Origin of the sequence: uncultured Faecalicoccus sp. (assembly GCF_944325745.1) — a bacterium.
In the GTDB taxonomy this organism is placed as follows: domain Bacteria; phylum Bacillota_I; class Bacilli_A; order Erysipelotrichales; family Erysipelotrichaceae; genus Faecalicoccus.
This window is the reverse complement of record NZ_CALVBG010000017.1, coordinates 1-19,268: the sequence shown is the minus strand read 5'-3', so window position 1 is coordinate 19,268 and position 19,268 is coordinate 1. Positions and strand designations below refer to the sequence as shown.

Sequence of the window (19,268 nt, the reverse complement as noted above, 5' to 3'; positions counted from 1 at the left end):
AGGAATCGATATGGAAACAACAGGCATGATGGTTTGGGTGCTCAACGGAGTTTTTGTCTTGTTGGGGGTCTATGTCGTATGGTCGACGATCGTCCGATTGTTGCGATATAAAAAAGAGGTCAAACATTTTGAACAAGGACATTCTGATATTGAAGTCCTGCGAATGGACAAAGGTCCGTCCACAGGAATGTTTGCCTTAGGTGTATTGGTGCTTTATTTGACATTTACGGGTTTTTCGGATGGCTATGATGTGGCATATCTGCTGATCTATGTTTGTGTCGGAGTGCTGTTTTTTGCGTTAGCGATCGACTATAAGATGCGCTATCGGGTATTGTTTGGAACGGATTCTTTTTTCTTTGAAGGGCAGCCCATCCGCTTTCGGATGATCAAAAAGATCACTTATCAAGACGGATTATTTAAAAAAGGGATGCTGCAGCTTTCCAAAGGCGAAGAGATCACATGCCCCTATAAGATCGCAAAAGCCATTGAAGAAAAACAAGCTGCCTGGAAAAAGCAGCGAAAACAGAAATAATCATTTTCACAAACTCTCACATATTCTCTCCATAACAATCTCAAACTTTTTTTGTAAACTAATGATGAGCCAAGGATAAAGGCTCACTTCATAATCAAAATTCCCTTTCTTAAAAACTTTCCGGAAAAAGTGCCTGACTCCTTCGAGGAATCAGGCACTTTTCCTTTATAAGGGATATTGATATAATAAATTCAAACGAAAGAGAGGTTGCCGTGAAGAATTCTCGATTGAAATTGATCATGTATTCCAGCGCAGATAAGGTCGATGGCCAGGGCGTTGGTAGTGCCTACGAAGAACAAGTGGCTCTGATTCGAGAAGGAGCGAGCGACTTATTTGATGTGAAGATCAATGATTGGACATCGAAACCAGATATCCAACATTTTCATACGATCGACCCCACTTTTTTTGTGAAGATGCAGGACAAAAAGGCCGTTAATATTGCATATTGCCATTTTTTGCCGGAAACCGTTGATGAGAGTTTAAAGATCCCCAGTCCCTTTTTTAAGGTGTTTGCGAATTATTTGATCACATTTTATAAAACAGCGGACCGCTTAGTTGTCGTGAATCCCAGCTTTATTGATTCCTTGGTTAAATTAGGGATCCCTCGGGAAAATGTCTATTATATTCCCAATTATGTTTCTAAAGAGACTTTTTATCCTAAATCAGAAGCGGAAAAGGAAGCTTATCGAAAAAAATTAGGAATCGATCCCGATGCGTTTGTGGTTCTGGGAGCCGGCCAAGTGCAAACGCGAAAAGGCGTATTAGACTTTGTGAAAGTCGCAGAAGCCATGCCGGATGTAACCTTTGTATGGGCAGGAGGCTTTTCTTTTGGCGTCATTACGGAAGGATACGATGAATTATCAAAGATCCAGAAAAATCCTCCCAAAAATGTGAAGTTCTTAGGGATCATCCCACGAGAAGAAATGGTCGATCTCTATAACATTGCCAATGTTCTTTTTGTCCCCAGTTACAATGAATTGTTCCCAATGACGATCTTGGAAGCCATCAATGTCCATGTGCCGTTGGTATTACGCAATCTGGATTTGTATAAGGATATATTGTTTGGGCATCATATGAGTGCGGGCGATAATGAAGGATTTGCCGCCTGTATTCGAAGCCTGAAGGAGGATCCGGAAATCTATGAAAAGTATCAAAGGGAGTCGTTGATCCTCAGCGAATTTTATTCTAAAGAACATGTGCTGCAAATGTGGCGCGAGTTCTATTTGAGTGCTTACGGAGAAAAACAATATGAGCTTAGAAAGGATAAGAATACTTCTAAGAAAAAGAAGCCGAAAAAACATAAGACAAAACGATCATGAAAAAGAGTAAATATATATTGAATATAGCGGTCATCTTTTTGTTGACGATCGGCGTACTTTGGTTCGCCTTAAAAGATAATTATAAAGAGGTCCTTTCAGCGATTGCCCAGATTCGGCCGTTTTCGTTGATTCTGATTCTGTGCTGGGGTGTTCTATATACGGTTGTCTGGGGCTTTGTCTATTTTATCTTGGGCCGTAAATATGTCGCCAAGTATTCTGTAGGGCAAGGGATCCTTGTGGCGTTTGTCGGTACTTTTTTTGCCGGCATCACACCCAGCAGTACCGGAGGACAGTTTGCCCAGGCATATATCATGAAAAAACAAGGCATGCGCGTGAGCGATGCAGCCAGCTTGTTGTGGGCAGATTTTATCATCTATCAGACTACGATGATGATCTATGTCACGATTTTGTTTATCTTGCGTTTTGGCTATTATCAGGCGCAGTCGGGATGGTTCAATATCATCTTATTAGGATACATGGTCAATGCGATCGTGATCCTGGCTCTGTATACGATGGCCTTGTTTCCTAAGATCTATATCCGATTGGCTGGCTTTTTGGCAAAACTGTTAGGGAAGCTTCATATCTTGAAAGATCCGGAAAAAACAAAAGATTCCTGGAATCTGCAGATGACTTCCTTTACGAAAGAGATCAAGAATCTATCAACGGATCTCAAACGGATCGTTTTGTGTGCTTTGGTCAATGCGGTGCGTTTGACGCTGCTTTTCTCTTTGCCTTTCTTGGTGGGATTGGCTTTGCATATTCCGCTGGAGTGGCCGCAGATGCTGGATGTGATCGCATTGAGCAGCTTTGTGACCATGGCCAACAGCTTTATTCCGATTCCAGGCGCCAGCGGCGGAACGGAAGTCGTATTCAACTTATTGTTTAGTTCTATGATGGGCACTTTGACCAGTGCCGTGATGATCTTGTGGCGCTTCTCCACATATCATATTGTATTATTGATTGGCGGGATCTGTTTTATGGTGGCCAAAAATCTTTATGAACGTAGAGATGCCTTGGCGAAAGAAGATTCGATCCAAGTGGAATAGGAAGGAGATTCTATGCGTATAGGCTTATTTACAGATGCGTATTTACCAGATATCAATGGGGTCGTCAGCAGTGTGGCGACCCTAAAAGAGGCTTTAGAGGCCCAAGGACATACCGTTTATGTCATATCCAATCACAAAGGATCCAATATCGAAATGAAAGATCATATCTTGCGCTTGGGCGGATTGGAGTTAAAGAAATTTTATGGATATAAAATGTCCAGCCCTATTCAGATTCGGGCGGAAAAGATCGTTCGTGAAATGAATTTAGATGTGATCCATGTGCAGACCGAAGCCGGAGTGGGGATCTTTGCTCGCCAAATGGCGAAACAATTACATATTCCTTTAGTGTATACTTATCATACGATGTATGAGGATTATACGCATTACGTCAATCCTTTGGATTTTGAAACGGTCGAAAGAATGGGGCGTCTGGCCATTCGTTCTTTATCAAAGATCTTGGGCAACCATGCCCAAGCTGTGATTGCGCCCAGCGAAAAAACAAAACAGGCGCTGATCCAGTATGGGGTCACGACCCCGATTTACATCGTACCGACCGGGCTGGATCTATCTTTATTTGATAAAGATCGTCTGGATCCGCAAAAAATTGCTCAGATTCGCTTGTCGGTCGGTCTTTCTGATCAAGATCATGTCATTGTTTTTGTGGGGCGTATTGCCAAAGAAAAGACGATCGATATGCCGATCCGCGCAATATCAAAAAGTCAGGATCCTCATCTGCATCTGGTCATCGTAGGGGGAGGAACCGATGAGGCATATTATAAGATGATTGCGAAAGAATGCCATGTCGAGGACCGGGTCCATTTCTTAGGCCGCCAGCCCAAAGAGGATATCCCTTATTATTATGCGGCTTTTGATGCGTTTGTATCTGCCTCTTTGAGCGAGACCCAAGGCATGACTTACCTGGAGGCGCTGGCAACAGGGTTGCCTATTTTCGGTCGCCGGGATGAAGTTTTAGACGGCTTGTTGGAAGAAGGAAAGAGCGGTTTCTATTTTGATGATGAAGATGAGCTGGTCAAAAAATGGGAACAGTTTTTCTTGCTTTCGGAGAACGAGCGAGAAGCCATGCGAAAAATATGTGTGGAGAAGACCAAACCGTATTCGACAAAGATGTTTGCCTCCAAAGCGTTGGCTGTCTATGCCCAGGCCATCGATGATTATCATCAAAGCTTTACCGTAGAAAAAGTGAAGATCCTGGGAGATTTTGTGAAGCTGGTCTTAAAGCGCGATAGCGATGAAGAACCGGTGAATTTACAGATTCCGATGGATGATTATTTTGATTTGCGGATCGGGCTCAAAACCGATCTGGATGCCTATGTTGTCGAAGACTATTTGGCGATGCAAAATTATTATCAGGCTTATGCGCAAATCAAAAAGAAAGTGTTAAATAAAGACCATACAGCCTACCAGGTGCGCGAGCTGGCACGCAAGAAATACGACTTGTCTTCTGAAGAAACGGATGCTCTGGTCGAAGAATTTCAGGAACGCGGCTGGATCGATGATCACCAGTATGCCTTGGATAAAGCTTTGGTTTGGGCGGAGTATGGCTATGGAATGCGCAAGATCGAAGCCAAGCTCAGAGAAGATGGCGTTGCTCCCGAATGGATCGCAGAGGCTTGTGATCAGCTTGACAGTGAAGAGGAACTGCATGCCGCTTTAAAAAGTGCACAGCATCTCAAAGCGGCCTTAAAAGAACAAAGTGAACGATTGAAACGCCAGACGATCGTTAAGAAATTGATCTCCAAGGGTTTTTCGATCGACGTTGCTAAGGAAGCCGGAAATACCATCGAATTAGAAGAAGATGATGAACAAGCTTTGCGGCACAGTCTGAAAAAAGCCCATCGTCTCTATGCTTCTTTAGAAGAGCCCAAACGGACCGAGAAGATCCGTATGTATTGTTTAAGAAAAGGATTTTCCATTGCGGAAATCGATGAAGTTTTAGAAAGTGAGTCAATATGATCAAAGATATCGTACAGGAAGGACCTATCACTCTTGAGTGTTTGATTTCTCGCTGTGAACGCGGGAAAACTGTAAAGAATACTCCCTATCTTTCGTTAGCGTTAGAAGATGCTTCGGGAATCTTGGATGCCAAATTTTGGAATTTAACGGATCAGATGATTGCCCAATACCATACTGGCATGATCGTCGAAGCACAGGGAGATATTTTATTTCATAAAAATGCGATGCAGCTGCGCGTGCGCAAACTGACACCCTTGGAAGGAAAGGATGTCAGCCAATATGTGCAGAATGCGCCGATGACCAAGCCGCAAATGGAAGAAGAAATCACGGCCGCGATTTTGGAAATGAAAGATCCTGTGATCCAAAAAGTGGTCTTGAAAGTTTTAGAAGACGTCCAAGAGGATTTTTATACCTATCCGGCCGCAACCCGAAATCACCATAATTTTGTAGGCGGTCTGGCTTATCATACATTGACGATGTTGCGGATGGCCAAGCATGTGATCCATGAGTATCCATGGCTGGATGCCGACTTGCTGACTGGCGGAGTGATCTTGCATGATGTCGGAAAGATCCAAGAACTGTCTTCGATGATCTTGCCTGAATATACGACCGAGGGGAATTTGATCGGGCATATTTCGATCGCAGCCCATGAAATTGAAAAAGCAGCCTGCGAGCTGGGATGCGAAACAAGCGAAAAAGTGATGTTGCTGAAGCACATGGTTCTCAGCCATCACGGGAAACAAGAGTTTGGTTCTCCAGTTTTGCCGATGATCCCGGAAGCGGAAGTCTTATCGCTGCTGGATAATTTGGATGCGCGTTTGGATATGATGAAAAAGAGTATCGAAGCGACCCAGCCAGGGCATTTTGGACCACGTGTCTTTGCCTTGGAGAATCGGATGATCTATCGAAAGAAGGATTCAGAATGAAAATTGGATTTGTATCGTTAGGATGTTGTAAAAACTTGGTCGATTCCGAAGAAATCATGGGGATGTTGCAGGCTAACGGTCATCAGATCGTCGCCGAACCTTCACAAGCAGAAGCCATTATTATTAATACATGCGGCTTTATCGAGCCGGCCAAAGAAGAATCGATTGCGACGATTTTTGAAATGGCACAGTATAAGAAAAAACGTCTGAAAAAATTGATCGTCTGCGGCTGTTTGGCCCAGCGATATACCGAGGCGCTGACAACAGAGATCCCCGAGATCGATGCGGTGATCCCGATCCGGGATTATGGTCAGTTTGCCAGGCGCCTTCAAAGTGTTTTAGGAGAAGGATCTGCAAAAGAAATGGACCCTGATCAGAGGGTTCTCTCTTCTATGCCGTATCGAGCTTATTTGAAGATCAGCGACGGGTGTTCCAACCATTGTACCTATTGTGCAATTCCTTTGATTCGCGGAGACCAAGTCTCAAAAACGATGGAAGAAGTGCTTGCCGAAGCAAGGCACTTAGTACAATTAGGGGTCAAGGAATTGACTTTGATTGCCCAGGATACCACCAAATATGGTTTAGATAATTATGGATCTTTAAAATTAGCGGAGCTGATCCGGAAAGTAGACCAGATCGAAGGGCTGCATTGGATCCGTATCTTATACATGTATCCGGATGAGATCGATGATGAATTGTTAAAGGCAATGAAAGAATCTTCCAAAGTCTTGCCCTATTTCGATATTCCGATGCAGCATGCCAATGCCAGAATGTTAAAGGCGATGAATCGCCGTTCTACCAAAGAAGAAGTTCAAAAACTGGTTTCCAAGATTCGTGAAATGTTTGAAGAGCCGACCTTAAGAACGACAATGATCGTAGGATTCCCTTCGGAAACGGAAGAAGAATTTGAAGAATTGGTGGATTTTATCAAAGAGATCCAGTGGGATCGAATGGGAGCTTTCACTTATTCCAAGGAAGAAGATACTCCGGCTTATGATCTGCCAGATCCTGTGGATCCGCAAGTGGTACAAAGACGTCTGGATCGGCTTATGCAGATCCAGGAAGAAATCTCTGCGCAAAAAACGAAACAGAAGATCGGCCAGATTGTAGAAGTTTTAGTGGAAGAAAAAGAAGCATTGCGTAACCGCTATCGAGGAAGATCTAAAGCGGATGCTCCGGATGAAGTGGATGGACAAGTTATTTTTACCAGTGAAAAGGATCTGGAGATCGGCTCGTTTGTACAAGTCCAAATTACGGAAGCCAAAACGTTTGATCTCGTTGGGATATGTCTAGAATCGTAGGATTTGATCCCATTGTGCATGGTGAAGATCGGATCTTGATCTTAGGGTCCATGCCCAGTGTCGAAAGTTTGCAGCAGTCATTTTATTATGCGAACAAGACCAATCGATTTTGGCCGATGTTGGCAAAGATCTATGGCGTTGAGACACAAACCCGGGCACAACGGCTGGCTTTATTGGAACATGAAAAGATTGCTTTGTGGGATGTTTGTCATTCCTGCATTCGTCCGGGCAGTGCCGATGCGGCAATTCGAGAAGTTTGTCTCAATCCGATTCAAGAGTTGCTGGCGACATTTTCAAGCATTCAAAAAATATTGTGCAATGGAAAAACGAGCGAAAAGCTGTTGAAGACCATAGACATTCAAATCCCCATCGTGGGCTGTCCTTCGACTTCGGCAGCCAATGCGCGATGGCGTTTAGAAGATCTGGTAAAGATCTATAGAAAGGAATTATTAGAAAATGGATAAATTATATTGGGCAAAAGTCAAAGAAGAAGCTATCCTTCCTACGAAGAGAGAGGAAGATGCAGGATATGATCTCTATCCTTGTTTTGAAGAAGACTTTCTTCAAATTGATCCCCTGACAACAAAGTTGGTTCCTTTAGGGGTTGCCAGTGCTTTTGATCCTCATTATGTCATGATCTTGAAAGAAAGAGGGTCTTCCGGAACCAAGGGATTGGCCCAGCGAAGCGGTGTGATCGATTCCGGGTACCGGGGAGAATATATGGCACCCATCACCAATGTGAATGATAAACCGATCTGTATCGTGAAGCAGGAAGTCTTAAAGACATGGACAGAATCACAAAAAGAGAGCTGTTTGATCTATCCGTACGAGAAGGCAATCTGCCAAGGGGTCTTGTTGGTGATGCCGCAGTTGGAAAGTGAAGAGCTTTCTTACGATGAATTACAGAAAATCGCGTCTTTGCGCCAGACAGGAAAGCTGGGCAGTTCGGGAAAATAAAAATGTAAAAACAGGGTTAAAACTTCGTAATAAGTTCGTAAATTATTTACTTGCAATCCATAGCTTGGCCTTTTATTATGTAAGAGTAGATTGCATTAAAGGAGAAGAGATATGGATCTATCGTTATTATTAGGACTATTAGGGGGCTTGGCCCTGTTTTTGTATGGTATGCAGATGATGTCCGACGGTCTGGAAAAAGCGGCCGGTGACCGGTTGAAGCAGATTCTGGAGAAGTTGACATCCAATCGCTTTTTAGGCGTTGCCGTAGGGGCGATCATTACCGCAATCATTCAGTCGAGTAGTGCAACAACCGTCATGGTCGTTGGATTTGTCAACGCCCGCTTGATGACGTTACAGCAAGCTGTGTGGATCATCATGGGAGCCAACATCGGTACTACGATCACGGGGCAGCTGGTTGCGCTAAATGTGAGCGAGATTGCACCGCTGATTGCTTTTGCCGGTGTCGTGCTGATCGTTTTCTTGAAAAATCCGAAATTGAACTATTTTGGCTTGATCATTGCCGGGCTGGGTGTTTTATTCATTGGTATGGATATGATGTCCACGGCCATGGAACCGTTACGTGAATCACAGACATTCATTTCTTTGATCACGAATTTCTCAAACCCAGTGATTGGAATCTTGGTGGGTGCTGTCTTTACCGCCATTATTCAGAGTTCTTCAGCGTCGGTGGGAATCTTGCAGGCCCTGGCACGCAGCGGTTTGATTGGATTGGATGGAGCTGTCTTTGTTTTGTTTGGACAAAACATCGGTACTTGTATCACAGCGGTTTTGGCATCGATTGGAACCAGCCGCGAAGCCAAACAAACAACCGTGATCCACTTGAGCTTTAATATCATCGGTACGATCATCTTTACCACGGTATGTCTTTTGACCCCGTTGACAACGATCGTTTCCGGATGGTCGCCAGACAATGCGGCTCAGCAGATTGCCAATATGCATACATTGTTCAATGTCGTTACAACGATTCTCTTGTTGCCGTTTGGTACATATCTGGCAGCCTTTGCCCAGAAGGTATTGCCGTCGGAACCTATGCAAGCCGATTCCGAAGGATTGATGTACTTGCAGCCTCTGCCAAAGAGCAATAAGATCATTGGTCTTTCTGCCATTAATATCCAGCAGGTCAATGATGAAGTCATGCGTATGATGAAACTGGCTTATACCAATGTCAGCGATTCTTTTGACCAGCTGATCCATTATAAGGAAGAACGTTCTGAACAAATTGAAAAGCGTGAGAAAACTGTTAATTTCTTGAACCAGGCGATCTCAAAATATATTTCAGATGCCTTCGGGTATGCGAGCATGAACATCGAAACTTCGCAAGCTTTGACGGCTTATTATACGATGTTGGTCGATCTGGAGAGAATTTCTGATTATGCGATCAACATGGATCGCCAGGCTGTGATCGTCAACAAAGAAAATACGAGTGACGATGAAAAAAGAATCCTGAAAAAGATGAAAAAACGTACTTTCAAAATGTACGATTACATTTTCAATTTGGAAAAGGCCAATGCCTATAACAACGAGATCGATGAGAATACTCAGGAATGGAGAGATGTTCAGATCCAAGGCTTGAAAGATAAGAGCATTTCCAGTGAGCTGGGAATCGCGTTCTCAAGAATCTTGACAGATTATGATCGTATCAATGATCATGCTCTCAACTTAGCAGAAGAGATCAATAAGATCGATGACAGTCTGCATGAAACCATGTTAGAAGATGATCTTGTAGCACCGTATATCAATCAAAAAGCATAAGACCGTGTCCAAAACGGTCTTTTCTTCTGTGCATTCAAAAGAGGGCTGTGGTAGAATAGACGTATTGAAAATGAAGGTGATATTATGGAAATCGGATTTGATAATCAAAAATATCTGGCCATGCAGTCAGAACATATCAAAGAGAGAATCAGCCAATTTGGCGATAAATTATATCTGGAATTTGGGGGCAAACTGTTTGATGACTATCATGCTTCCCGTGTTTTGCCGGGTTTTCGTCCCGACAGCAAGCTGCAAATGCTGCTGCAGTTAAAAGATCAGGCAGAGATCGTGATCGTGATCAGTGCCAAAGATATCCAACAAAACAAAGTGCGTGCCGATCTGGGGATCACTTATGAAGAAGATGTGCTGCGCCTGATCAAAGAATTTAAAAAAGTTGATTTGTTTGTCGGCAGTGTTGTAATTACCCAATATACAGGACAAACCATGGCGGACAGCTTCAAACAAAAATTGAAACGCCGCAAGATCAATTGTTACTATCATTACTTTATCGATGGGTACCCAACGAATACGGAAAAGATCATTTCCAAAGATGGGTTTGGGAAAAACGAATACATCAAGACCCAGCGCCCTTTGGTGGTCGTAACGGCACCAGGCCCGGGTTCAGGGAAAATGGCCACTTGTCTGTCACAGCTTTATCATGATCATGTTCACGGCATCAAAGCCGGATATGCGAAATACGAAACGTTCCCGGTTTGGAATCTGCCTTTGAACCATCCGGTCAATTTAGCTTATGAGGCAGCTACGGCCGATTTAAACGATGTGAACATGATCGACCCTTTTCATTTAGAAGCTTATGGAAAGGTGACCGTCAACTACAATCGAGATATCGAGATCTTCCCGGTGCTGCGTAATATTTTTGAAGCAATCTATGGAAAGAGTCCGTATCTATCGCCGACGGATATGGGTGTCAATATGGCTGGGTTCTGTATTCAAGATGACGAGATCTGTCAAAAGGCCAGCCAGCAGGAAATCATTCGCCGATATTTTGTGACCAAGACACGATTCGTAAAAGAAGAATGTGAAGAATCGGAGATCCAAAAACAAGAGCTGGTCATGAAACAGGCGGATGTGACGGAAATGGACCGTCGCTGCGTTGTGGCGGCACGTCAAAAAGAAAAAGATACCCATTCTTTTAGCGGGGCGCTGGAACTGCAGGATGGAACGATCATCACCGGCCGAACCACGCACTTCATGGGAGCTTGTTCTTCGGTCTTGATGAATGCCATCAAGTATTTGGCCGGAATCGATGATGATGTGCTGCTGATCGAGCCGGAAGCCTTTGGGCCAATCCAGAAACTGAAGACCAATTATTTAGGCAGCAAGAACCCTCGCCTGCATACCAACGAGACTTTGATTGCCCTTAGTCTTAGTGCACAAACGAATCCGCAAGCCAAAAAGGCGATGAGCCAGTTAAAACAGTTGCGAGGCACCCAGGCACATATCACATGCGATGTGGCCCACGTGGATGCTTCTGTCTATAACAGCTTAGGGATCCAGGTCACCTACGAAGCAGAAAAACATTAGGAGGTATAGATATGGGAAAATCAATTCCATCCAGCGGAGCCGGTGCGATTCGTGTTATGTTGAAGAACAAACAAGATCTGCATTTTGAGCTGCAAAGTAAAAAAGAATCTGAAGCTCGTACCAGTTATCTGTACGATATCTACTATGAAAATGTAACGGGCACTTTGAACATGTCGGTAACCGATGGCGAAGTGAAGATCGCTGCTTTAAATTTGAGCGTGGGCAAAGTGATCACCTTGGAAAACGATCAAAATCTGAAAAAATTCTGTCGCTATATCTTGGAACAGGACGGACAATGCGCATAAGACTGCATGTCGTGATCGATCAAGAGTCCGAATCTCTGGAAAATGAGATCAAGGGACAGCTCTGGGAAAAGTGTTCGACGTTTTCATTCTCACCTAGTCGGCCCCAGCCATCTTTACGAGATTGCTTGGAGTTTTACGGGACGGCAGAATTAGACCAAAAACAAATCGAAGATTTGTTGGCAGAATTGAACAATGATTGGGATCAAGAGGAAGAAGATTATGAGGCTTATGGATTCAATACGCAAATGTTTCATCCTCATGTTTATTATTTACATTTTCAGATCCTATAAAAAAAGGGAAGATCACACTTCCCGTAACGATGAAAATACGATTGGAATCTGTTCGATCAGATCCTGTGGCATTACGCTGGCAGGATCTTTTTTGATGTCGGCACATAAGCTGTGGATCATGACGCCCGTGATCGCCGCTTGTAAAGGGTCTCGGCATTGGCCATAGAGCCCAGTCAAGATTCCGCAAAGAATATCCCCGCTTCCGCCTTTTGCCAGAGCGGAATTGGCATGGTCCCAAACATACAGCTTGTCCTGATGTCCAATCAAAGTAAAGTCAGATTTCAAAACCAAGGTGCACTGAGGATGCGCTTCACAGAAGGCGGATACGGTCTCAAACGGATCTTCCTGGATCGCTTTGAGATCTTTTTGGCATAAATAGGTCATCTCTTTGAGATGAGGGGTCAACAGGACAGGGGCGTCGCGATCTAACAGAGTAAGCTGATCTTTTAGAGCCCAGCAGGCATCGGCATCTAATAAAACGCAGCGATCGCTTTCCAAAGCGTGCTTGACAAAGAGTGCCGTTGTTTCATTGCGAGACATTCCGTTGCCCAAAGTCAGAATGTCGTATTTTGATTTTTCCTGGTCCAGAGTTTCTACCCCTTCTATACTAAAGATTCCATCCTGTGAAGGCACACAAAGATTCATCGCAAATTCCATTTTTTGTCCTACGATCTTTTGGATACAATCGGGAATCATGCAAGTCAAGGTGCCGATGCCGCTGCGATAACAAGCTTGGCAAGCCATCGTGATCGCACCGTGCATCGATTGACTGCCGCCAATCATCAAAGCTTTGCCAAAGGTGCCTTTGTGGCTGTGGTTATCTCGTAAAGGGATCTGGATATCTTTGGTTTCCAGAAGGAGTGCCGTTTTTAATGTATTATGCAGGTGGCCGGGAATGCCGATGGGAAGACAGATAAGACGACCAGAATATTTTCTTCCGTCATTTCGATAATGGCCGGTCTTTAAACAATCGATGGCTAAGGTTTGATCGGCATGAACGCAGACGCCTAGAGCGTTTCCAGTGGTTGCCTGCAGCCCGCTGGCGATATCGATGCTGGCAACAAAGGCGTTGGACGCATTGATCTCCTGAATGATTGTTGTATAGGGTTCTTGGATCGGGCGATCCAGACCATTGCCAAATAAGGCATCAATAATCAGATCTGCCTGATGTATGCTTTGGATGCCTTTTTCAAGATGGACCGTATACGGTATACCAAGGGCTTGGATCATCTCCCATTGGATCTTTTCGTCGATAGACAGATGCTCTGGATCCACTAAAAAGACCGAACACTGGATCTGATGATCCTTACAAAGTCTGGCGATGGCCAATCCGTCGGCTCCATTATTGCCGGGGCCGCATACGATCACGGCAGATTGGGCTTTTTTTAGGCGCGATTTTAAATGAGAAAAACATCCTAGGGCAGCATGTTCCATTAAGATCAAAGATGGAATATGAACTTGCTGGATGGCTAGGGTATCTGCCTGTCTGGCTTGTTGGGCCGTACAAATCAGTTTGGTCATAAGAACCCCTTCTTTCTTTGATTCAACTATAACGCAAATCTGAAAAAAAATCTTCCATCCAATCAACGTATGATATAATGATGCTTACGAAGTAAAGGAGAGAAATGCATGCAGGAATCCTCGCGAGTAAAAAAATCGATCATTCTTAGCGGCCTTGTCGGAACGGGCGGCATGTTTGTTGCGAAGCTGATTGGAATCATTTATGCGATTCCTTTTTCCAGCATTCTTGGCTCTGATGTATACATGGGAATCTATGGGCAGGCATATAATATTTATTCTTATGTCCTCAGTGTTTTTACGGCGGGCTTTCCATTTGCGATTGCCACTTTGGTTGCGCGTTATACGGTTTTGAAAGATGCGAAAACAGTCTTGTTGATTCGTAAATGCTCAATTGCCATGTTGGCGCTTTTGGGCTTTCTTGGCATGTTGCTGATGCTTGCGTTTTCGGGCGTTTTGGCTCCGTTGATGGTGGCACAAAGTGCTGAAGTGATGTCTGTCAGTTTGAAGATCTTGTCTTTGGCTGTTTTCTTGGTTCCGGTATTATCGGCATTCCGCGGCTTTTATCAAGGTCGCAAAGAAATGGAACAATACGCATTCTCGCAGGCGTTTGAACAGATTTTCCGGGTTGGATTCCTTCTTTCTATATCCTGCTTATTTGTGTATGTGATTGGCTTGGAAAGAAGATGGGCTTTATACGCTTCGGTTTTATCGACTTCGGTTGCCGCAGTTGCGGGGATCCTCCAGTTTATTCATTTTGATAAGAAAAAAATCAAAGATATCAAAGGTCAGGCGAAAGCACAAACCGAACCCACACACTCTTCCAAGGCTTTGTTGAAAGAAATGTGTATTTTGGCTGTGCCTTACATGATTTCTGCCATCTTTGGATATAGTCAGCAGATCTTTAATGCGATGCTCTTGCCGACGGGGTTACATTTGTACCAGTATGATGAAGCTACCATTTCGACAATTATTTCAGCTACCAACTATGTGGGTGTCAAGATCACGGCGATTCCTATGATCTTAGCGCCGGGATTTACAGCGGCCATCATTCCGCACATTACAGAAGCTTTAACAGAAAACCATATGGCAAAGGTCAGAAAAAATGTAAAAGATTGTTTGAATGTTGTTTTTTGCATTGGGATTCCCATCTCGTTCTGTATCTTTTTGTATGCTACTTCTATCAACTACACTCTTTTTTACACCGAAAATCTCTCTATGAGCTCTTATGTGCTGGCGTGGCTTTCTATCGAAGGCTTTTTAGGGACGATCAATCCGGTGACCACGAATTTGATGATGTCTTTAAATTTGAAACGAGACGCTTTAAAACGTCTGATGATCGGGACTGCTTTACGTGGAATATTGATTGTCCCTTTAACGGCTTTGTTTGGCTTTGCGGGAAGCGTGATTTGTTCTATTATTTCGGACGGCTATATTTTAGTGGCAAATTTAAAAGAGATTCAAAAAGTTTATCAGATTCAATTCCGCTCTACGATGATCATTGTGATTCGTGTTCTAATCTGTATTTTAGGGATGTTTGTTGTTTGCCAAGCGTTGAATTGGTTAGGGCTAGACGGTGTAGGGGGATCAAAACTCATTGCGTTTATTCAAATGTGCGCGAATGGATTGATCACGGTTATTTGCGGCGGCTTGCTGGCCTGTGTTTTCAAACTTCCTCAGGCAGTTTTCCATATCCATCTCGGATGGCCTAAAAGAGGTGGCCGTCATGTATGATGTGATCGTTGTGGGAGCCGGTCATGCCGGTATTGAAGCGGCCATGGCGTGTTGCCGAATGAAAAAGAAAGTGGCTCTCGTGACATTGGATTTGAATATGGCTGGTTCCATGCCTTGCAATCCTAGTGTAGGAGGACCGGCAAAAGGAATCGTGGTCCGTGAAATCGATGCTTTAGGAGGGCTGATGCCGATCGTTGCCGATCGTACAGCTTTGCAGTTTAAAATGTTGAATACAACCAAAGGTCCAGGGGTTTGGTCTTTGCGTGTTCAAAGTGACAAAGTGGAATATAAAAAAGAGATGGCCAGGATCTTGTCTCAGACTCCAGAGTTGGATGTGATCGAGGGAGGATGCTCTTCTTTGATCATAGAAGAGCAGTGTGTCAAAGGAGTTCGCCTGCAAAATGAACAGGAGATCTTTTCTAAGACGGTGATCTTGACCACCGGAACCTATATGACTTCCACTATTCTGCGTGGACATACTGCCACGCCATCGGGGCCAGAGGATCAACCAACGATCCAGACGCTTTCGGAATGTTTAAGAGAACATGGTGTACGAACTTTTCGATTAAAGACCGGAACACCACCGCGGATCCAAAAAGATTCGATTGATTTTTCCCAGGCTGAAGTGCAGCCGGGAACCAATGATTTTTTCGCATTTTCAGAAACGACGAAACCATCGGATGTCCTTCCTTTTGAAAGTCAGGAAGTTTGCCATCTGATCTATACAGCGCCGTTGACTCATCAGATCATCCGGGAACATCTTCAAGATTCCGCAATGTATTCCGGCCTGGTCAAAGGGGTAGGTCCTCGGTATTGCCCCAGCATTGAAGATAAGCTGGTGCGTTTTGCGGACAAAGAACGACATCAGTTGTTTTTGGAACCGGAATCCAAAAGTATGGATACGATCTACCTGCAGGGGTTCTCGACATCGATGCCTGTTGATGTTCAGGAACAAATGGTTCATTCTTTGCCAGGACTTCAAAATGCCAAGATTGAAAAATATGCTTATGCGATTGAATATGATGCGGTGGATCCTTTGCAGATGAAACCATCGATGGAAAATAAGATCATTGAAAATTTATTCACGGCTGGACAGATCAATGGAACAAGCGGATATGAAGAAGCTGCCGGACAAGGCTTGATGGCTGGAATCAACGCTTGTTTAAAAATTGACCAGAAGCCTCCGTTCATCTTGAAAAGGGATGAGGCTTATATTGGGGTCATGATCGATGACCTTTGTACAAAGGGGACCAAGGAACCTTACCGACTTCTGACGTCGCGGGCAGAATATCGCTTGTTGTTAAGACACGATAATGCGGATCAGCGCTTGCTGCAAAAAGGGTATGAGATCGGTGTCGTATCACAAGAACGTTATCGCGAATTTTTACAGAAGATGGATACGATCCAGGCCACAAAAGAAAAATTGTCTATGGTTCATATCAAGCCTGGACCGGAAATTGATGATTATCTTCATTCCATAGGGTTTGATGGACTGGGCCACGGGATGAGTGCGCTTGAATTGTTAAAGCGCCCAAAAGTAAAGGTCAAAGATCTGCAGCCTTGGATCCAGGAAGAGATCGAACCTAAGATTGCCTCTCAAATTGAGATCGAAGTCAAGTATGCCGGCTATATTGAAAAGGCCAAACGGGATGCCCGTCATCTGCAAGCCATGGAGTCCAGAGTCTTGCCTTTGGACCTGGATTATCTGCATATGGATAATTTGCGCTTAGAAGCACGGCAGAAACTAGATCAGATCCGGCCGCGAACGCTGGGACAGGCTTCACGCATTTCTGGGATCAATCCCAGCGATATTGCGATCCTCTCGCTGTTTGTGAAAGGAAAATAAAAATATGCTATACTGTTATAAAGGGGAATATGATGGCTAAGCGCAAGCAGTATAAGATCAAAAAAAGTAAAACGAGCAAACCGAAACGTTCATTAAAGGGATCTCCCTTGAAAAAAATTGTTTTATGTGGTGCTTTATTAGGGGGAACGATGTATCTGACGTGGAGCGGGATCCAGGATCTTCAAACTACGGCTGAGCTTCGTTTAAGTATCCAAGAGAACAAACAGCAGATCGAAGATTTAAAAGAAGAAAAAGAACAGCTCAAGAAGACGTATGAAAACCTCAGCAATCCTGATTATGCGAGTTTATATGCCCGCGGGCGGTATCATGTGACTCAGGATGGAGATCAAGTCTTTATCTTTCCGAAAACGGAAGAGGAAGAAGAGAAAGAAGAATAGAGAGATGAAAATTCTCTCTATTTTTTGTACATTTTTGATCAAACAAGATTTTTTCGGCTTATTCAAGAATCGTTGTTTCCTAAAACCCTCCATGTTTTCTTAGAGGAATAGAAAGGAGGGGAAATCATGCGTAACTATGTAGAAATTCGGTTTTTGATGGAAAAAGATCTTTGGGAAAAATTGGATATGACGCACAAGGAAACAGGATATGTAAAAGAAAACGACCGGATCTATTTAAAAGGGGCCATTACGCGGCATCATATGCAGGTGATTCGCCAACAAAAGATCTATGGACATCACGGTCTTTGGATCGATCCTCACCGTATCTTAGAGCCCAACATCAAGAAGATGCTGTCTGGGGATCTTGAGGTCGATCTGCCCAGCCGCAGAGTCAAGGTGCATGCCCAAACCATTTCCTTGATGCCGGAACAATATGAGATGCTGCTGGTGTTTTTGAGACATCCCGGACAGATCCTGACACGGGAACTGTTACAAGATATGATTGAGATTCGCGGAAATAAATCAGTGGATACCAATGCAGTCACGGCCAGTATCAGTCGGCTCCGTCACGGCTTACAAGATGCTTCGCGGATCAAAACAATTCATCAAAACGGCTATCAATGGACCCAGGAAGTCCAGATAATCAAGGGATAGAAAGCGAAAAACCTTTGAAAAACAGGGCTGTGATAGTATAATTAAAACACTGCGGAGGAAAAGTTATGTCAAATCGATTTGATTCAAAAGAAGTATTTATCGAGCGTTACAAACAAGAAGTATCCGAAACATACGGTCGCGAATTTGAAGAAACTTTTACGGCCGAACGTTATCAAGTCTTAGGGAAAATGATCCGTGATTATGTGGGGATCAATTGGAAAGAGACTAAAAACGCAATTAAAAAATCACAGTCCAAACAGCTGTATTATTTTTCAATGGAATTTTTAATGGGTCGTTTGCTTACCAATAACCTAATGAATTTGGGAATCTACGATCTTGTTAAAGAAGGTCTGGAAGACCTGGGTATGGATATTACCGAAATGGAAGAAATGGAAAGCGATGCCGGTTTAGGAAATGGCGGCCTCGGTCGTTTGGCTGCCTGCTTTATGGATTCTTTGGCATCTTTAGATCTGGCAGGTCATGGAAACTGTATCCGTTATCACTATGGTCTGTTCAAGCAGAAGATCGTAAACAATGAACAAGTGGAATTGCCAGACTGCTGGCTGAAGAGCGGAAACATCTGGGAAGTCTGGAAACCTCAGCATGTTGTTCGTGTTCCGTTTGGCGGGCAATTGGACGCTTATATGGACCAGAATGGGAAATTCCGTTCCAACTATCGTCCAGAATTTGTGGTCCGTGCGGTTCCTTATGATGAACCAATCATTGGATATCATACGACAACGACGAACACTTTGCGTCTATGGGATGCGGAAGTGGATGAAGATTCTGTTCAGTCTGGACAGCTCAATAAATATTTGAACGATGTTACGGCGATCACGGCCAATGTATACCCGGATGATTCTACGGTAGAAGGAAAACTGCTTCGGTTAAAACAGGAATATTTCTTTGTCTGTGCCGGAATCAACCAAATCATTCGTTCGCATTTGCGTGTATATCCTACATTGGATAATTTAGGAGATAAAGTAGCGATCCAGCTTAACGATACGCATCCTGTTTTGGTCATTCCAGAATTGATGCGTGTATTGTGTGATAACTATGATTATGAATGGGATCAGGCTTGGGACATTGTCACCAAGACGGTTGCTTATACAAACCATACTGTCATGGCGGAAGCCTTGGAAAAATGGCC

Annotated in this window: 18 protein-coding genes; 17 read left to right on the top strand and 1 reads right to left on the bottom strand. The window is 43.9% G+C overall.

What is annotated here, in order from left to right; translation table 11 throughout:
* The 12 genes from Q0J48_RS03255 to Q0J48_RS03200 all read left to right on the top strand — a co-directional run.
* The coding region (locus Q0J48_RS03255; RefSeq protein ID WP_296241610.1) for a hypothetical protein at positions 1–532 on the top strand (532 nt) is incomplete at its 5' end.
* 239 nt (positions 533–771) lie between these two features.
* Positions 772–1,851, top strand: coding sequence for a glycosyltransferase family 4 protein (locus Q0J48_RS03250; protein ID WP_296241612.1), 1,080 nt, complete (start codon positions 772–774; stop codon positions 1,849–1,851).
* Positions 1,848–2,897: a lysylphosphatidylglycerol synthase transmembrane domain-containing protein gene (locus tag Q0J48_RS03245; RefSeq protein WP_296241609.1), complete on the top strand. Its 1,050-nt coding sequence runs from the start codon at positions 1,848–1,850 to the stop codon at positions 2,895–2,897. The genes Q0J48_RS03250 and Q0J48_RS03245 overlap by 4 nt, the downstream gene beginning before the upstream one ends.
* Positions 2,898–2,909: 12 nt before the next feature.
* Positions 2,910–4,871 (top strand): RecX family transcriptional regulator, encoded by a 1,962-nt coding sequence (locus tag Q0J48_RS03240; protein WP_296241608.1) that lies wholly within the window; start codon positions 2,910–2,912, stop codon positions 4,869–4,871.
* Complete coding sequence (locus Q0J48_RS03235) at positions 4,868–5,797, top strand: HD domain-containing protein (RefSeq protein ID WP_296241606.1); 930 nt, start codon at positions 4,868–4,870, stop codon at positions 5,795–5,797. Before Q0J48_RS03240 ends, Q0J48_RS03235 begins: the two co-directional genes overlap by 4 nt.
* Positions 5,794–7,098 carry a 30S ribosomal protein S12 methylthiotransferase RimO gene (rimO, locus tag Q0J48_RS03230; protein ID WP_296241604.1) on the top strand — a complete coding sequence of 435 codons (1,305 nt, stop codon included), beginning with the start codon at positions 5,794–5,796 and terminating at the stop codon, positions 7,096–7,098. The genes Q0J48_RS03235 and rimO overlap by 4 nt, the downstream gene beginning before the upstream one ends.
* A complete protein-coding gene (locus tag Q0J48_RS03225) occupies positions 7,083–7,562 on the top strand; it encodes a DNA-deoxyinosine glycosylase (RefSeq protein WP_296241603.1) in 480 nt (159 codons plus the stop codon). Before rimO ends, Q0J48_RS03225 begins: the two co-directional genes overlap by 16 nt.
* Complete coding sequence (locus Q0J48_RS03220) at positions 7,555–8,055, top strand: dUTP pyrophosphatase (protein WP_296241601.1); 501 nt, start codon at positions 7,555–7,557, stop codon at positions 8,053–8,055. Before Q0J48_RS03225 ends, Q0J48_RS03220 begins: the two co-directional genes overlap by 8 nt.
* A gap of 111 nt (positions 8,056–8,166) precedes the next feature.
* Positions 8,167–9,828, top strand: a complete 1,662-nt coding sequence (locus Q0J48_RS03215) for a Na/Pi cotransporter family protein (RefSeq protein WP_296241587.1) — start codon at positions 8,167–8,169, stop codon at positions 9,826–9,828.
* Between the two features lie 84 nt (positions 9,829–9,912).
* On the top strand, positions 9,913–11,373 hold the full coding sequence (locus tag Q0J48_RS03210) for a DUF1846 domain-containing protein (protein ID WP_296241586.1): 1,461 nt from the start codon (positions 9,913–9,915) through the stop codon (positions 11,371–11,373).
* 11 nt (positions 11,374–11,384) lie between these two features.
* Positions 11,385–11,678 (top strand): hypothetical protein, encoded by a 294-nt coding sequence (locus tag Q0J48_RS03205; protein WP_296241585.1) that lies wholly within the window; start codon positions 11,385–11,387, stop codon positions 11,676–11,678.
* Complete coding sequence (locus Q0J48_RS03200; RefSeq protein ID WP_296241584.1) at positions 11,669–11,968, top strand: hypothetical protein; 300 nt, start codon at positions 11,669–11,671, stop codon at positions 11,966–11,968. The genes Q0J48_RS03205 and Q0J48_RS03200 overlap by 10 nt, the downstream gene beginning before the upstream one ends.
* Positions 11,969–11,980: 12 nt before the next feature.
* On the opposite strand, the gene Q0J48_RS03195 is transcribed toward Q0J48_RS03200, so the two are convergent.
* Positions 11,981–13,489, bottom strand: coding sequence for an NAD(P)H-hydrate dehydratase (locus Q0J48_RS03195; RefSeq protein WP_296241583.1), 1,509 nt, complete (start codon positions 13,487–13,489; stop codon positions 11,981–11,983).
* Positions 13,490–13,597: 108 nt separating this feature from the next.
* Between Q0J48_RS03195 and Q0J48_RS03190 the strand changes: the two genes are divergently transcribed.
* The 5 genes from Q0J48_RS03190 to Q0J48_RS03170 form a co-directional block, all read left to right on the top strand.
* Positions 13,598–15,220: an oligosaccharide flippase family protein gene (locus Q0J48_RS03190; protein WP_296241582.1), complete on the top strand. Its 1,623-nt coding sequence runs from the start codon at positions 13,598–13,600 to the stop codon at positions 15,218–15,220.
* Positions 15,213–17,066, top strand: a complete 1,854-nt coding sequence (gene mnmG / locus Q0J48_RS03185; protein WP_296241580.1) for a tRNA uridine-5-carboxymethylaminomethyl(34) synthesis enzyme MnmG — start codon at positions 15,213–15,215, stop codon at positions 17,064–17,066. Before Q0J48_RS03190 ends, mnmG begins: the two co-directional genes overlap by 8 nt.
* Positions 17,067–17,098: 32 nt before the next feature.
* The gene (locus tag Q0J48_RS03180; protein ID WP_296241578.1) at positions 17,099–17,464 is read left to right on the top strand and encodes a septum formation initiator family protein; all 366 of its coding nucleotides are present in this window, start codon (positions 17,099–17,101) and stop codon (positions 17,462–17,464) included.
* Between the two features lie 126 nt (positions 17,465–17,590).
* Positions 17,591–18,118, top strand: coding sequence for a winged helix-turn-helix domain-containing protein (locus tag Q0J48_RS03175; protein ID WP_296241576.1), 528 nt, complete (start codon positions 17,591–17,593; stop codon positions 18,116–18,118).
* 65 nt (positions 18,119–18,183) lie between these two features.
* Positions 18,184–19,268 (top strand): glycogen/starch/alpha-glucan phosphorylase (locus tag Q0J48_RS03170; protein WP_296241574.1); only part of this gene is annotated, 1,085 nt, incomplete at its 3' end.

What these genes read in the sequence shown, in the direction of transcription:
- Q0J48_RS03250 (WP_296241612.1), top strand. Translation starts at nt 772, where the DNA reads ATGTATTCCAGCGCAGATAAGGTCGATGGCCAGGGCGTTGGTAGTGCC.
- mnmG (WP_296241580.1), top strand. Translation starts at nt 15,213, where the DNA reads ATGTATGATGTGATCGTTGTGGGAGCCGGTCATGCCGGTATTGAAGCG.
- Q0J48_RS03190 (WP_296241582.1), top strand. Translation starts at nt 13,598, where the DNA reads ATGCAGGAATCCTCGCGAGTAAAAAAATCGATCATTCTTAGCGGCCTT.
- Q0J48_RS03205 (WP_296241585.1), top strand. Translation starts at nt 11,385, where the DNA reads ATGGGAAAATCAATTCCATCCAGCGGAGCCGGTGCGATTCGTGTTATG.
- Q0J48_RS03245 (WP_296241609.1), top strand. Translation starts at nt 1,848, where the DNA reads ATGAAAAAGAGTAAATATATATTGAATATAGCGGTCATCTTTTTGTTG.
- Q0J48_RS03240 (WP_296241608.1), top strand. Translation starts at nt 2,910, where the DNA reads ATGCGTATAGGCTTATTTACAGATGCGTATTTACCAGATATCAATGGG.
- Q0J48_RS03220 (WP_296241601.1), top strand. Translation starts at nt 7,555, where the DNA reads ATGGATAAATTATATTGGGCAAAAGTCAAAGAAGAAGCTATCCTTCCT.
- Q0J48_RS03175 (WP_296241576.1), top strand. Translation starts at nt 17,591, where the DNA reads ATGCGTAACTATGTAGAAATTCGGTTTTTGATGGAAAAAGATCTTTGG.
- Q0J48_RS03215 (WP_296241587.1), top strand. Translation starts at nt 8,167, where the DNA reads ATGGATCTATCGTTATTATTAGGACTATTAGGGGGCTTGGCCCTGTTT.
- rimO (WP_296241604.1), top strand. Translation starts at nt 5,794, where the DNA reads ATGAAAATTGGATTTGTATCGTTAGGATGTTGTAAAAACTTGGTCGAT.
- Q0J48_RS03195 (WP_296241583.1), bottom strand. Translation starts at nt 13,489, where the DNA reads ATGACCAAACTGATTTGTACGGCCCAACAAGCCAGACAGGCAGATACC.
- Q0J48_RS03235 (WP_296241606.1), top strand. Translation starts at nt 4,868, where the DNA reads ATGATCAAAGATATCGTACAGGAAGGACCTATCACTCTTGAGTGTTTG.
- Q0J48_RS03225 (WP_296241603.1), top strand. Translation starts at nt 7,083, where the DNA reads ATGTCTAGAATCGTAGGATTTGATCCCATTGTGCATGGTGAAGATCGG.
- Q0J48_RS03210 (WP_296241586.1), top strand. Translation starts at nt 9,913, where the DNA reads ATGGAAATCGGATTTGATAATCAAAAATATCTGGCCATGCAGTCAGAA.
- Q0J48_RS03180 (WP_296241578.1), top strand. Translation starts at nt 17,099, where the DNA reads ATGGCTAAGCGCAAGCAGTATAAGATCAAAAAAAGTAAAACGAGCAAA.
- Q0J48_RS03200 (WP_296241584.1), top strand. Translation starts at nt 11,669, where the DNA reads ATGCGCATAAGACTGCATGTCGTGATCGATCAAGAGTCCGAATCTCTG.